The sequence below is a fragment of the Glycocaulis abyssi genome (genome assembly GCF_041429775.1).
GTDB lineage: Bacteria > Pseudomonadota > Alphaproteobacteria > Caulobacterales > Maricaulaceae > Glycocaulis > Glycocaulis abyssi.
In genome coordinates this window covers 454,693-467,040 of record NZ_CP163421.1, presented here as the reverse complement: position 1 = coordinate 467,040, position 12,348 = coordinate 454,693, and the positions used below count along the sequence as shown (strand labels likewise).

Sequence of the window (12,348 nt, the reverse complement as noted above, 5' to 3'; positions counted from 1 at the left end):
AGCGCGGCTTTATCAATCGTTTGCAGCGCATTGCAGGCCGGTATTGCGGGCACCTGGCCAAGCGCGTATCCTGAACAACAAAGGCGGCCCGTATTGACGGGCCGCTTCGCGTTTGACACGACACCGATTGACCCGCACCCAAGACTCGCGCGCATGAAGGGCCTCATGGCGCAGCGATACGATTTTCCAACGCCCAGCGGAGAGCGATGACCCCCATGTCACGCCGCAAGAAACTCTACGAAGGTAAAGCCAAGATCCTTTATGAGGGCCCGGAACCGGGCACGATCATCCAGCATTTCAAGGATGATGCGACCGCCTTCAACGCCCAGAAGCGCGCGACGCTGGAGGGCAAGGGCGTGCTCAATAACCGGATCAGCGAGTTCATCATGGAACACCTGAACCGGATGGGCGTGCCGACGCACTTCATCCGCCGCCTGAACATGCGCGAGCAGCTGGTACGCGAGGTGGAGATCATTCCGCTGGAAGTCGTCGTGCGTAACGTCGCCGCCGGCTCCATCTCCACGCGCTTCAATATCCCGGAAGGCGAGCCCTTGCCGCGCGCCATCGTGGAATTTTACTTCAAGGATGATGCGCTGGGCGATCCGCTGGTGTCGGAAGAACACATCACGGCCTTCAACTGGGCCAGCCCCCAGGAAATCGACGAGATGATCGCGCTGGCACTGCGCGTGAACGATTTCGTCTCCGGCCTGTTTGCCGGTGCCGGCATCCGGCTTGTGGACTTCAAGCTGGAATTTGGCCGCCTCTACGACCAGAACGACATGCCGCGCGTGGTGCTGGCCGACGAGATCAGCCCGGATTGCTGCCGCCTGTGGGACATGACGACCAACGAGAAGATGGACAAGGACCGCTTCCGCCGCGATCTGGGCAATGTGACCGAAGCCTATGCCGAAGTGGCGCGGCGCCTGGGCATCATGCGCGAGATGGACAGCGCAAACGGCGCGCAGACTGAGTCTGAAGAAAGCGAATAGGATCAAAGAGACGATGAAAGCGAAAATCCACGTCTATCTGAAACCCGGCGTGCTGGACCCGCAAGGGACCGCCGTCGCCAATTCGCTGCGCACGCTCGGCTTTGACGAAGTGACCGGTGCGCGCCAGGGCAAGCTCATCGAGCTCGACCTCTCCAGCCTGGATGCAGAAGAAGCCAGCGAGCGCGTGAAGGCCATGTGCGACAAGCTGCTGACCAATCCGGTGATCGAAAACTACGACATCGAACTGAGCGCGTAGGGCGGAGTGTCGAGCTTTGCAAGACGACACCCAGCTCAGCTCTGGTGGTAGAAACAGCCAGCGCTATCTGGTCGGGTTATCCGTTTTCAGCATCGCGCTAAAACACGAAATTATTTCGGGGGACCATGTAAACATTTATGGTTTTTCGATTTCAACTTCTGGCATCGAGAGACTTTCACTTGCCCTGCTGATAGCAGCTTTCATTTGGTGTCTTTCGCACACCATCCGCTATTATTCATCCCTTTATTCAATAATAGCTGAAAATCAGATTCGCCGCCAAAGCTATAAATTTCACAGCCAATTCGATTTAAAAGAATCTGATGAGGACTGGCATAACAGTGGATACACAGGAGACGAGGGTGTTAATTCAAAATTAATTTTATTAAAAAGCACTCTCGATAACTTAATGTCATTTATTGACATTTGTTTTATTTATGCCGCCCCCTTAATTCCTCTATTGATCGGCCTCATTGCGATTTTGAGTCCCAACTATCTAACGGGCGCTTTTCTAAACCTCTAAAGCTCCACCGACTCCCAGAGCTCGATCTTCACCCCGTCCGGGTCCATGATCCAGGCGAAGCGGCCATAATCGTAAGACTCCGGCTCGCCGATCAGCTCAACGCCCTTCGCCTTGATGCGCTCCAGCAGACCATCAAGATCATCCACCAGAAGATTGATCATGAAGGGCTGGGCAGAGGGCTGGAAATACTCTGTATCAGCCTTGAAGCGCGCGAAGATGGTGCGTGCGCCATCGCCATAACGCGCCGCTGCCTCACCGTGGCGGAAGGTGAAGCCGCCATGCTCGTTCAGCTCCATGCCCAGCACATCGCGATACCAGGCCTTGCTGGCCTCCGGGTCCGCTGATTTCACGAACACACCGCCTACACCCAGAACACTCATGCCTGCCTCCCCGGCTGACCTGGGAGGAGGCTATCACTAGCCCCGGACGCTGGCGAGAATTGCATTTTGCGCAATTTTTAGCAAAAATTGGCAATCGTGCTGCAGACAAGCGAGGAGCGCCCGCCATGGCCACTATGAATATCTCCCTGCCCGACGCCCTGAAATCGGTGGTGGATGCGCAGGTCGGGTCCGGCCAGTACGCCAGCGCAAGCGACTATGTGCGCGACCTGATCCGGCGCGACGACGAGAACAGGCGCAAACGCGCCGAGTTCGAGCGCCTCATCCAGGAAGGCATTGATAGCGGCGTCAGCGAAAAGTCATTCGACGACGTGAAGGAGGACGCCTTCCGGCGCGCGAAGGCCCATGGCGCGCCGGATTGAGTTTTCCTCAGCAGCACTCTCTGACCTGGACGAAATCGCCTATTTCGGCGCCATGGAGTTCGGAATGAGTGCGGCGCGCCGATATTTGCAGGCGCTGGATGACGGGCTGAAACTACTCTTGGCCTTTCCCGATTCCGCGCCAGCTTATGCCTGGTCCGGCACTCGGGTGCGGATCCGGTCCATCAGATCTCATCGCATCGTCTACATGGTCCAACCAGGCAACAGCTTGCGCGTGTTACGTATCCTTCACGCCCGCCAGCTTCCGCCCGAACTGGCGTAATGCCCTATTCCAGCACCGCCAGCATGTCGCCGCTGCGCATATCGGTCATCATCTCCAGATAGGCATCAAGCCAGGGCTTGTGCGCGGAACCGACGATCGCCAACACGCGTCCGCCTACAGCATCGGCCGATGCCTCGCGAATATGGGCGGCCATGCGCAGATTGCGGGTATCCCATTCGGCGATACGTACCCGGCCGGCGTCTTCGGGCCATTCCCGGTCAATCATCACCAGCCACTGCCCTTCCACATCCATCACGCCGTGTTCAGGCGCGTTCAGCCGCCGGAAATAGTCCAGCATAGCTTCCGGGCTCTGCCAGTCATCGGAACCCAGCGCACTAGTGGTGAAAACCGGGTGGTCGAAAATGCTGGCAAATTCCGGTGTCTCCAGCGCGGCAGTCATTGGTCCGGCCACCCGGCTCATCAGATAGGAGGCAGTGTGATCGTCGGCAGCGTAGACCCGCTCTTGGCCAAGCCGCACCGCCAGCGCCACAGCGATCTGGACGTTCTCGTTATGGGAGGCCGAGACCCTCTCCAGCAGGGCCACAAGCTCATCGGTGACGCCATCGCCCGCCACCCGCTCCGCCGCATCAAGGCGCAGCCATTGCACCAGCGCGGAAAAGATGTCGCCGGACGCCGCGAAGAGCGCGGCGAGATGGCGGCGCTGCGCTGCTACAGGTGTGTCCGGCCAGTCTGCCAGCGCCCCGTCTACAGCGACGCGGGCTTGTGGCATATCAAGGCCGGTTTCCTCTCCGGCGAGACTCACGCCTTCGAGCGCGGAACGGGCAAAAAAGCCCGCCGCCCCGTCATAGCGGGTATCATAGGCCCGCATCAGGAAAATCGTTTCCGGGCCAAGCGCCTCAATGGTGATGACGTCCGGTGCCAGCACTTCAAGACGGTCCAGCAGACCGGAGAGCGCCGCCGGATCAAACCCTTCCGCCTGCGCCAGATGCGCCGTGCCCAGCACATACGCCTCCGTCACGTCCCCATGCACCTGGGCGGCGTAGGGCCGCGGATCGAAGGGCTCGAAACGCGCCTGCGCTTCATTGGCGGCGAGTGTTGCGAGACCGGCCAACGCGGCAACGGCAAGTTTCAGCATGATGACATTCTCCCCGTCGGACCGGCACCCGTGTGCGCCAGCCTTCCTGTGTCAGATGCAGCAGATGCTGCCATCGGATGCGGCAAAGATGCAACGCGGTTACCTTAGCCGCACCCGCCTCTCGCCTTGACGGGAATCCCCTGCTAAAGCCTCGCGCCATGAAGACCGCTGTCATTGTATTCCCCGGCTCTAATTGCGACCGCGATGCGGCCGAGGCTTTGCGCATGGTTACGGGGCAGGCCCCGGCCATGATCTGGCACCAGGAAACCAGCCTGCCGGACGGGCTTGATCTCGCCGTCATCCCCGGCGGGTTCTCCTATGGCGACTATCTGCGTTCCGGCGCGATTGCCGCCCGCTCGCCGATCACGCGCGATCTGGTAAAGCGCGCCGGAGATGGCATGCCTGTGCTGGGCGTATGCAACGGCTTCCAGATCCTCATCGAGACGGGGCTTCTGCCCGGCGCGCTGATGCGTAATGCCGGCCTGCTGTTTGTCTGTGAGCGCACCGCGCTGCAGATCGAGAACACCAATTCGCGCTTCACCCGCGCCTATGGCGAGACGCGCGAGGTGACCATCCCCGTCGCGCACCATGATGGCAATTATTTCGCCGATAACGAGACGCTGGACCGGCTGGAGGGCGAAGGCCAGGTGGCCTTCCGCTATCTGAACAATCCCAATGGCTCGATCCGCGATATCGCCGGAATCACCAATGCGGCGGGCAATGTGCTCGGTATGATGCCCCACCCCGAACGCGCGGTTGATCCGCTCCATGGCGGCACGGACGGCCTCGGCGTGTTTGAAAGCCTTCTGGGGCGGGAGTGATGCTCACCAGCCGGGAGGTCATAGCCAGGCTGGAGAAAGCTGGCTGGCGCAAAATCAGACAACGTGGCAGCCATGTGCAGATGAAGAAAGACGGGGTGGCAGCGATCGTGACGGTGCCACATCCCAAAAAGGACCTGAAGCGTGGTACGCTGCGCTCCATCGAACGCGCGAGCGGCGTGCAACTAATCAAGGACTGAGTGCGATGACACTGCATGTCTATCCCGCCATTCTCGAAGGCGATGCTGAAACCGGTTTCAGCGTCTACTTCCCCGATCTTGACGGCTGCGTATCGGCTGGCGACAGCGCCAGCGAAGCCGCGCTGAACGCGCAGGAAGCCCTCGCCTTGCATCTCGAAGGGCTGATGGGAGAGGGCCTGCCTGTTCCTGCCCCGTCAGATCTTTCCGTGATCCGGCCTGAACCTGGCGCGCCGGAGGCTGCCCGCCTTCTGGTTACCGCCTATCTGCCTGATCCCTCCCCGCTCCACCAGCCGCAACGGACGCATGCCGAATGAGTGTTGAACCCAAATACGCCCCCGGCATTACCGAACAAATCGCGCTCGAGCACGTCACGGCAGACGAGTACGAGACCATTTTGCGCGTGCTGGGCCGTGCGCCGAACATGGTCGAGCTCGGCATTTTCTCGGTCATGTGGTCAGAGCACTGCTCCTACAAGTCGAGCCGGGTGCATCTGAAGAAATTCCCGGTGACCGGCGAGCGTGTCGTTTACGGCCCCGGCGAAAATGCCGGTGTGGTCGATATTGGCGATGGCGATGTCGCCGTCTTCAAGATGGAGAGCCACAACCATCCCTCCTATATCGAGCCTTATCAGGGCGCGGCGACGGGCGTGGGCGGCATTCTGCGCGACGTGTTCACCATGGGCGCGCGCCCTGTGGCCCTGATGAATGCGCTGCGCTTTGGCGCGCCGGACCATCCCAAGACCCGCCAGCTTGTCTCCGGCGTTGTCGCGGGCATTGGCGGCTATGGCAATTGCGTCGGCGTGCCGACCGTTGGCGGCGAGACCAATTTCGACAAGGGCTATAACGGCAATATCCTCGTCAACGCGATGGCGGTGGGTCTGGCGAAACGCGAGGGCATCTTCACCGCGGCCGCCAAGGAATCCGGCTTCCCGGTGCTTTATGTTGGCGCGAAGACCGGCCGGGACGGCATTCACGGCGCGACCATGGCCTCAGCCGAGTTTGGCGAAGGCAGTGAGGAAAAGCGCCCGACCGTGCAGGTGGGTGACCCCTTTACCGAGAAGAAGTTGATCGAAGCCTGCCTTGAGCTGATGGCAGAGGACGCGATCAGCTCCATTCAGGACATGGGCGCCGCGGGCCTCACCTCCTCGTCAGTGGAGATGGCCTCGCGTGGCGGGCTGGGTATCGAGCTGGACCTCGACCACGTGCCCCAGCGCGAAACCGGCATGACGGCCTACGAAATGATGCTGTCGGAATCGCAGGAACGCATGCTGATGATCCTGAAGCCCGGCGCGGAACCCATCGCCGAGCGGATTTTCAGGAAATGGGATCTGGACGTCGCCACCATCGGCAAGACGACCGATACCGGCCGCATGGTCCTCAAACACAAGGGCGAAGTGGTCTGCGATCTGCCGCTCGATCCGATTGGCGAGGAGGCCCCGGCCTATACCCGCCCGTGGTTCGAGCCCGAAGCGCGCGCCAGCATTGATCCGCGCTCCATGAAGGGGCCGGAGCACTTAAGCGAAGCGCTACTGACCATCATGGCCAGCCCCGATATGGCCTCCAAACGCTGGATCTGGGGCCAGTATGACCGCCACGTCATGGCCGACACCGTAGCATCCTCCGAAGATCCGGCTGATGCCGCCATCGTGCGCGTGCACGGCACCAACAAGGCGCTCGCCATCACCACCGATTGCACGCCGCGCTATTGCTATGCCGACCCGTTCGAGGGCGGCAAGCAGGCCGTCGCCGAGACCTGGCGCAATCTGACGGCGGTGGGCGCAGACCCCATCGCCATCACTGACTGCCTCAATTTCGGCAATCCCGAACGCCCGGAAATCATGGGGCAATTTGTCGGCTGCGTGGAAGGCATGGCTGAAGCCTGCAAACAGCTTTCCTTCCCCGTCGTGTCGGGCAATGTCTCGCTTTATAACGAGACCGATGGCAAGGCGATCCCGCCCACTCCGGCGGTCGGCGGTTTGGGCCTCCTGCCCGATCTTTCAAAGCGCGCCGGATTCGGCGGCATGAAAGAGGGCGATGTGGTGCTCCTCATCGGCGAGACGCGCGGGGAGCTCGGCGCCTCGCTCTATATGCGTCATGTCGAGGAGAAAGAGGACGGTGCGCCGCCTCATGTCGATCTGGCTGCCGAAAAGCGCAATGGCGACTTTGTCCGCACGGAAATCCGCGCCGGGCATGCGCGTGTGGTCCATGATATTTCCGACGGCGGTCTCGCCTGCGCCATCGCCGACATGGCCATGGCCTCAGGGATGGGCGTGAAGCTCGCCTATAATGGCCCCCTGCCCGCCTATGCCTGGATGTTTGGTGAGGATCAGGCCCGCTACCTGGTCGCCGCTGACGCAGTGACGGCGGAAACCATCCGCCAGAACGCCATTGCAGCCAATGTGCCGGTCAGTGTGGCTGGCATCGCGGGCGGACGCGCCATTTCCATCAATGGTGGCCATGCGCTCGATCTCATCCGCCTCAAACAGGCCCATGAAAACTGGCTGCCATCACTGATGACCGCAGAGACGGCCCGCGCGGCAGAATAGGCAAAAAAAGAGCCGGACTCCATCTGAAGGGGCGTCCGGCTCAACAACGCTGACCGGGCGGGGGATTTGCCCGGCCAGCGGAAATTCTTTTTGCTCTAGCGGCAGGCAGCAGCGTTGGCAGCCGCTTGCGGGCCAGCGCCTTCAATGGCGGCGGCGGCTGCAAAATCAGCCGAGGCAGCGGCCATATTGCCGGCCAGCGCATGGGCCGCGCCGCGATTGTTCAGCGCTTCCCAGCCGCCTTCATTGGCCTCTACGGCCGCATCACAGGCTTCGGCTGCACCAGCATCACCCAGATTGGCAAGCGCACCGCACAGATTGGTGCGGGCAGCGGCCATCGTCGGGGCCGCATTGCGGCGCGACAGCGCCTCATTGGCGAAGTGGGCAGCTTGGCGCCACTGGCCGCGCTCGAAACGCTGGACAGAAGCACGCACCGAGCGGTGCGCGGTGCTTTGGGACACGAAAGCCGGCTCACATGCCTGCGCCTCGGCAGATGTCGCGCTGGCCACAGACAGGCCGGCAGCCATCATCGCGGCAGCGGCAGTCATCAGGATCGGGGAGGAGAATTTGAAGGACATGTCAGTCTCCGAAAGATGGGCGCCCTGTTGGCTGGGCGTTGCGTTGAACTCGCACCGGCAAGATAGGGCTTTGACCGGCGTTTGAAAAGTGAACATCGTTCATTTTTTTGCGAATTCGATGTTGCAATGCAATAGCGCGCCTGTCCAGCAGACCGCTGCAAAACAATCTATCTGATTGCTTTTAATCAGAGACGTTGTGTGCTGCGGGTGCGTAGTTACCGCAGTAGAGTGCGCACCATCGCACGCGCACAAAGGAAAGCGCCGCCGGACAAAATCCGGCGGCGCTGAACCGTAGTACGAAAAGAACCTGCCCTAACTATCCAGGAAGCTGCGCAGTTTGCGGCTGCGGCTGGGGTGTTTCAGCTTGCGCAGGGCCTTGGCCTCGATCTGGCGGATACGCTCGCGCGTCACCGAGAATTGCTGGCCGACTTCCTCCAGCGTGTGATCGGTATTCATGCCGATCCCGAAGCGCATGCGCAGCACACGCTCCTCACGCGGGGTCAGGCTGGCGAGCACCAGCGTCGTGGTCTCGCGCAGGTTGGAATGGATCGCCGCATCGATCGGCAGGACCGCATTCTTGTCCTCGATGAAATCGCCGAGGTGTGAATCTTCCTCATCGCCAATCGGCGTTTCAAGGGAGATCGGCTCCTTGGCGATCTTCATTACCTTGCGCACTTTTTCCAGCGGCATGGAGAGCTTTTCAGCCAGCTCCTCAGGGGTCGGCTCGCGGCCGATCTCGTGGAGCATCTGGCGGCTGGTACGCACGATCTTGTTGATCGTCTCGATCATGTGAACCGGGATACGGATCGTGCGGGCCTGGTCCGCGATGGAGCGGGTAATCGCCTGCCGAATCCACCAGGTAGCATAGGTGGAGAATTTGTAGCCGCGGCGGTATTCGAATTTATCGACCGCCTTCATCAATCCAATGTTGCCTTCCTGGATCAGATCCAGGAATTGCAGGCCACGATTGGTGTATTTTTTCGCGATGGAGATGACGAGGCGCAAATTGGCCTCGACCATTTCCTTCTTGGCAATGCGAGCTTCCCGCGCGCCCTTCTGGACGGTCGCGACGATGCGGCGGAAATCGTCAATCGGCACGCCGGATTCCTGCGCCAGCTCGGCGATCTGGTCGCGGATCTGGGCGGCTTCCTTCTCTTCGCGTTCGGCGAATTTCTTCCACGCAGCCGACTTGGCTTTCCAGTCGTCCAGCCAGTTCGGATCCAGCTCATGGCCCTGATAGGCTTGCATGAATTCGTGGCGCGGCACACCATGCGCCTCGGCAGAGCGCAGGAGCTTGCCTTCCAGCACCACCAGACGCTTGTTGATGGCATCCAGCTGTTCGACCAGCGCCTCGATACGGGCGTTGTTGAGGTTCAGGGAGTTGAGGTTGGCGACGATGGACTCGCGCACGCCCTCATAGGTCTCGCGGTCCTTTTTGGAGAGGTCCTTGCCCTCCATGCGCAGATTGACGAGCTTGTCCTGCAGCTTGCGGAAAGAGGTGAAGTCGCCGGCCACAGCGTCCAGCGTCTCCATGACGCCTTCGCGCAGCTCGGCTTCCATCGCCGCGAGGGACAGGTTTGCACCGTCCTCATCATCGTCCTCATCCTCGGTGGAATTGGCGTTCTCGTTCTCTTCGCCTTCCTCGCCCTCTTTTGCAGCCTTTTCCTCGCTCTCCTCGGCGCGCGAGCGCACCTGGGCGCGGATATTGGCAGCCGGGCCGCGGCCAGCGTCAGGCGCACCGGTTTCGGAGTGATCCTCGCGCACACCGCCATAAGTGGCGTCCAGATCGATGATATCACGCAGCAGCACCTGGCCGGACTGCAGCTCTTCGCGCCAGACCATGATGGCTTCAAACGTCAGCGGGCTTTCGCAAAGCCCGCGGATCATCGCGTTGCGCCCCGCCTCGATGCGCTTGGCGATGGCGATCTCGCCCTCGCGCGACAGGAGTTCCACCGAACCCATCTCGCGCAGATACATGCGCACAGGATCATCGGTGCGGTCTTGCGCAGACGTGGTGTTCTGGCCGGCAATGGCGGTTTTCGACTTGGCGGCTACCGCGCGCGAGCGGCCATCATCTTCCTCGTCGCCTTCGCCGTCGCCAGCAACGGCCTCGCCATCTTCAACATCGTCTTCGGAATCGACGACCGTAATGCCCATCTCCGACAGCTGGGAGAGCACATCCTCGATCTGCTCGGAGGAAAATTCTTCTGACGGGAGAACCTTGTTGAGTTCGTCATGGGTGACATAGCCGCGCTTCTTGGCGGTTTTCACCATCGCCTTGACCGACAGGTCATTGAGATCGAGAAGCGGGCCGTCCTGATTTTCCGGGGCTGCTTCAGCCGTCTCGGTCGCTGCTTTGGTCATGCCTGACTTGAACTCCCTTGGCCGCCGGAATACCAGCTGCCACAAACAAAATCGACCGCCCGTGCGCTATCTGCGACGGCGGCTGGCCTTATACCCTGCGATCAGCTGGTGCACTTCAGCGGCATCGCCGCGCGCCAGCGCCTCGCTTTCAAGAAGACGCGCTTCACCGCGGATGCGTTCCTCTTCAACCCTTTCCATATAGGAAGCCGCCGCTTTTCGCCAAGCGTTCAGCCTGCTCGACGGGTCTGCGTCCTCTCCCCCCATGGCTGCGCGCATCGGTGCCCGTTCAGCTTCCAGCTTGCGAAGGACCGGATGATGTCCCAGCCGCACGAGAGCGGACTTGAGAACCTCATGATCCGCACCTTGACCATTCGAGCATGCGTCTAGAATAGCGTCACGCAAACTGTCAAGCGGGCCGCAGTCCAGCTCGGCAAGCGTCTCGGTCTCGCTAATCGCCAGTTCGGGCCACTCAATGGCCGCCAGCAGCAAATGCCTCACCACCGGCGCCGCACGCCGCGCCTGCGCCAGCTTGCGCGTTTCAGCGACCGGCGGACCGTCAGAGATACCGCTGGCATCCTGCCGCCCACGCCACGGCGCGCGGGCCGGCTTGCGGCCAAAGGCCGATGCCAGGCGCCGGTCAAACTCGGCCTTGTATTCCTCGCGCACATCCGGATCGGCGATCTTCGAGGTCAGTGCACGCAGCCGCCGCCGGAAGCCTGCCCGGCGGTCCGGATCGGTCAGGGGCTCGGCGGCAAACTCCTTGTCCCAGAGCAGCTCGGCCAGTGAGCGCGTATCGGCCACCAGCGCGCGCAGCGCCTCGGCTCCCTTGGCTTTCAGCACATCATCAGGGTCCTGCCCGTCCGGCAGAAACACAAACCGCAAGCTCTTGCCCGGCTCCAGCATGGGAAGGGCGCGCTCTGCGGCCAGCCCCGCCGCGCGCTGGCCCGCAGCATCGCCATCAAGGCAGATCACCGGCTCCGGCCCGGCCCGCCACAATAGGCGTATCTGGTCTTCGGTCAGCGCTGTCCCCAGCGGCGCGACGGCATGAACGAGCCCGGCGCGGTTCAGCGCAATCACGTCCATATAGCCTTCGGCCACGATCAGCCCGCGAATGCCCGCCTTGGGATCGGAGGCGGCGCTGCGCGCTTGCGGGTAGCGATAGAGGACATGGCTTTTGTGAAAGAGCGGGGTCTCTGGCGAGTTGAGATATTTGGCGCGCGCATCCTTTGACAAAGCGCGTCCGCCAAACGCCACCAGCCGCCCGCGCGGATCCTGGATCGGAAACATCACCCGGCCGCGGAAACGGTCAAACGCCGCTCCGCCATCTTCCGGCGCGATCAGCAGCCCTGCCGTCACCAGCTCATCGGGCTTTGCGCCCTTGTTGATGAGAAAGTCCTTCAACCCGGTACGCATTTCCGGCGCATAGCCAAGGCCGAAATTCTCCCAGTCGTGCGGGGAAAGCCCGCGCCGCTCCAGATAGGCGCGCGCCTCGCCCCCTCGCGGTCCGTTCAGCTCGCGCACGAAATATTGCTGGGCCAGCTCGTTCCACTCGGCCAGCTCCTTGCGCCGCTCATCCTTGCGCGCGGCTTCCGGATCAGGCGCAGGCATGGCAAGCCCGGCCTCGGCGGCGAGCGTTTCCACCGCTTCCATGAAGCTGAGACCTTGGGTTTCCTGCAGCCAGTTGACCGCGTCACCATTCTTCTGACTGGAGAAGCAATGGTAGAAGCCTTTCTCGTCATTGACGAAAAAGGACGGCGTGCGCTCTTTCTTGAAGGGTGACAGACCCGCAAACTCGCGTCCCTGACGGCGCAGGGCTACCGTCCGCCCCACCAGATCGGAGAGGCGGATGCGCGCTTTGATTTCGTCAAGGAATCCGTCGGGAAGAGCCATGATTCAGCATAGCACGGCGCGCGTGCCTGCACCCCCCATTATCGGCACACAGAAG

General features: G+C 61.6%; 14 protein-coding genes. 9 read left to right on the top strand and 5 right to left on the bottom strand.

What is annotated here, in order from left to right; genetic code table 11:
- The first annotated feature begins 215 nt into the window (after window positions 1-215).
- From purC to AB6B38_RS02365, 3 genes are read left to right on the top strand one after another with little or no spacing between them, the layout of a single operon-like run.
- Entirely contained in the window at window positions 216-989 is a 774-nt protein-coding gene (gene purC, locus AB6B38_RS02375; RefSeq protein ID WP_371394102.1) for a phosphoribosylaminoimidazolesuccinocarboxamide synthase, read from the top strand.
- Between the two features lie 13 nt (window positions 990-1,002).
- A complete protein-coding gene (purS, locus tag AB6B38_RS02370; RefSeq protein ID WP_371394100.1) occupies window positions 1,003-1,245 on the top strand; it encodes a phosphoribosylformylglycinamidine synthase subunit PurS in 243 nt (80 codons plus the stop codon).
- Between the two features lie 16 nt (window positions 1,246-1,261).
- On the top strand, window positions 1,262-1,765 hold the full coding sequence (locus AB6B38_RS02365; protein WP_371394099.1) for a hypothetical protein: 504 nt from the start codon (window positions 1,262-1,264) through the stop codon (window positions 1,763-1,765).
- On the opposite strand, the gene AB6B38_RS02360 is transcribed toward AB6B38_RS02365, so the two are convergent.
- Complete coding sequence (locus AB6B38_RS02360; protein ID WP_371394098.1) at window positions 1,762-2,145, bottom strand: VOC family protein; 384 nt, start codon at window positions 2,143-2,145, stop codon at window positions 1,762-1,764. The genes AB6B38_RS02365 and AB6B38_RS02360 overlap by 4 nt on opposite strands.
- A 125-nt stretch (window positions 2,146-2,270) precedes the next feature.
- Between AB6B38_RS02360 and AB6B38_RS02355 the strand changes: the two genes are divergently transcribed.
- Together AB6B38_RS02355 and AB6B38_RS02350 are read left to right on the top strand one after the other, a co-directional pair.
- Window positions 2,271-2,525: a type II toxin-antitoxin system ParD family antitoxin gene (locus AB6B38_RS02355; protein WP_371394097.1), complete on the top strand. Its 255-nt coding sequence runs from the start codon at window positions 2,271-2,273 to the stop codon at window positions 2,523-2,525.
- Window positions 2,509-2,805, top strand: coding sequence for a type II toxin-antitoxin system RelE/ParE family toxin (locus tag AB6B38_RS02350; protein ID WP_371394096.1), 297 nt, complete (start codon window positions 2,509-2,511; stop codon window positions 2,803-2,805). The genes AB6B38_RS02355 and AB6B38_RS02350 overlap by 17 nt, the downstream gene beginning before the upstream one ends.
- Before the next feature lie 4 nt (window positions 2,806-2,809).
- On the opposite strand, the gene AB6B38_RS02345 is transcribed toward AB6B38_RS02350, so the two are convergent.
- A complete protein-coding gene (locus AB6B38_RS02345) occupies window positions 2,810-3,901 on the bottom strand; it encodes a DUF5694 domain-containing protein (RefSeq protein WP_371394095.1) in 1,092 nt (363 codons plus the stop codon).
- A gap of 158 nt (window positions 3,902-4,059) precedes the next feature.
- On the opposite strand from AB6B38_RS02345, the gene purQ reads away from it, so the two are divergent.
- From purQ to purL, 4 genes are read left to right on the top strand one after another with little or no spacing between them, the layout of a single operon-like run.
- Window positions 4,060-4,722 carry a phosphoribosylformylglycinamidine synthase subunit PurQ gene (purQ, locus tag AB6B38_RS02340; protein ID WP_371394094.1) on the top strand — a complete coding sequence of 221 codons (663 nt, stop codon included), beginning with the start codon at window positions 4,060-4,062 and terminating at the stop codon, window positions 4,720-4,722.
- Window positions 4,722-4,919: a type II toxin-antitoxin system HicA family toxin gene (locus AB6B38_RS02335; RefSeq protein ID WP_127566095.1), complete on the top strand. Its 198-nt coding sequence runs from the start codon at window positions 4,722-4,724 to the stop codon at window positions 4,917-4,919. Before purQ ends, AB6B38_RS02335 begins: the two co-directional genes overlap by 1 nt.
- Before the next feature lie 5 nt (window positions 4,920-4,924).
- Window positions 4,925-5,233: a type II toxin-antitoxin system HicB family antitoxin gene (locus AB6B38_RS02330; protein ID WP_371394092.1), complete on the top strand. Its 309-nt coding sequence runs from the start codon at window positions 4,925-4,927 to the stop codon at window positions 5,231-5,233.
- Window positions 5,230-7,464 carry a phosphoribosylformylglycinamidine synthase subunit PurL gene (gene purL, locus AB6B38_RS02325; protein ID WP_371394090.1) on the top strand — a complete coding sequence of 745 codons (2,235 nt, stop codon included), beginning with the start codon at window positions 5,230-5,232 and terminating at the stop codon, window positions 7,462-7,464. Before AB6B38_RS02330 ends, purL begins: the two co-directional genes overlap by 4 nt.
- A gap of 95 nt (window positions 7,465-7,559) precedes the next feature.
- On the opposite strand, the gene AB6B38_RS02320 is transcribed toward purL, so the two are convergent.
- The 3 genes from AB6B38_RS02320 to dnaG form a co-directional block, all read right to left on the bottom strand.
- Window positions 7,560-8,039, bottom strand: coding sequence for a hypothetical protein (locus AB6B38_RS02320; protein ID WP_371394089.1), 480 nt, complete (start codon window positions 8,037-8,039; stop codon window positions 7,560-7,562).
- A 312-nt stretch (window positions 8,040-8,351) separates the two neighbouring features.
- A complete protein-coding gene (rpoD, locus tag AB6B38_RS02315) occupies window positions 8,352-10,403 on the bottom strand; it encodes an RNA polymerase sigma factor RpoD (protein WP_371394088.1) in 2,052 nt (683 codons plus the stop codon).
- Window positions 10,404-10,469: 66 nt separating this feature from the next.
- Window positions 10,470-12,293: a DNA primase gene (dnaG, locus tag AB6B38_RS02310; RefSeq protein ID WP_371394087.1), complete on the bottom strand. Its 1,824-nt coding sequence runs from the start codon at window positions 12,291-12,293 to the stop codon at window positions 10,470-10,472.
- Window positions 12,294-12,348: the final 55 nt, after the last annotated feature.

Coding starts and splice junctions, on each gene's coding strand:
- purL (WP_371394090.1), top strand. CDS start 5,230: ATGAGTGTTGAACCCAAATACGCCCCCGGCATTACCGAACAAATCGCG.
- purS (WP_371394100.1), top strand. CDS start 1,003: ATGAAAGCGAAAATCCACGTCTATCTGAAACCCGGCGTGCTGGACCCG.
- AB6B38_RS02350 (WP_371394096.1), top strand. CDS start 2,509: ATGGCGCGCCGGATTGAGTTTTCCTCAGCAGCACTCTCTGACCTGGAC.
- purQ (WP_371394094.1), top strand. CDS start 4,060: ATGAAGACCGCTGTCATTGTATTCCCCGGCTCTAATTGCGACCGCGAT.
- dnaG (WP_371394087.1), bottom strand. CDS start 12,293: ATGGCTCTTCCCGACGGATTCCTTGACGAAATCAAAGCGCGCATCCGC.
- AB6B38_RS02360 (WP_371394098.1), bottom strand. CDS start 2,145: ATGAGTGTTCTGGGTGTAGGCGGTGTGTTCGTGAAATCAGCGGACCCG.
- AB6B38_RS02335 (WP_127566095.1), top strand. CDS start 4,722: ATGCTCACCAGCCGGGAGGTCATAGCCAGGCTGGAGAAAGCTGGCTGG.
- purC (WP_371394102.1), top strand. CDS start 216: ATGTCACGCCGCAAGAAACTCTACGAAGGTAAAGCCAAGATCCTTTAT.
- AB6B38_RS02330 (WP_371394092.1), top strand. CDS start 4,925: ATGACACTGCATGTCTATCCCGCCATTCTCGAAGGCGATGCTGAAACC.
- rpoD (WP_371394088.1), bottom strand. CDS start 10,403: ATGACCAAAGCAGCGACCGAGACGGCTGAAGCAGCCCCGGAAAATCAG.
- AB6B38_RS02320 (WP_371394089.1), bottom strand. CDS start 8,039: ATGTCCTTCAAATTCTCCTCCCCGATCCTGATGACTGCCGCTGCCGCG.
- AB6B38_RS02345 (WP_371394095.1), bottom strand. CDS start 3,901: ATGCTGAAACTTGCCGTTGCCGCGTTGGCCGGTCTCGCAACACTCGCC.
- AB6B38_RS02355 (WP_371394097.1), top strand. CDS start 2,271: ATGGCCACTATGAATATCTCCCTGCCCGACGCCCTGAAATCGGTGGTG.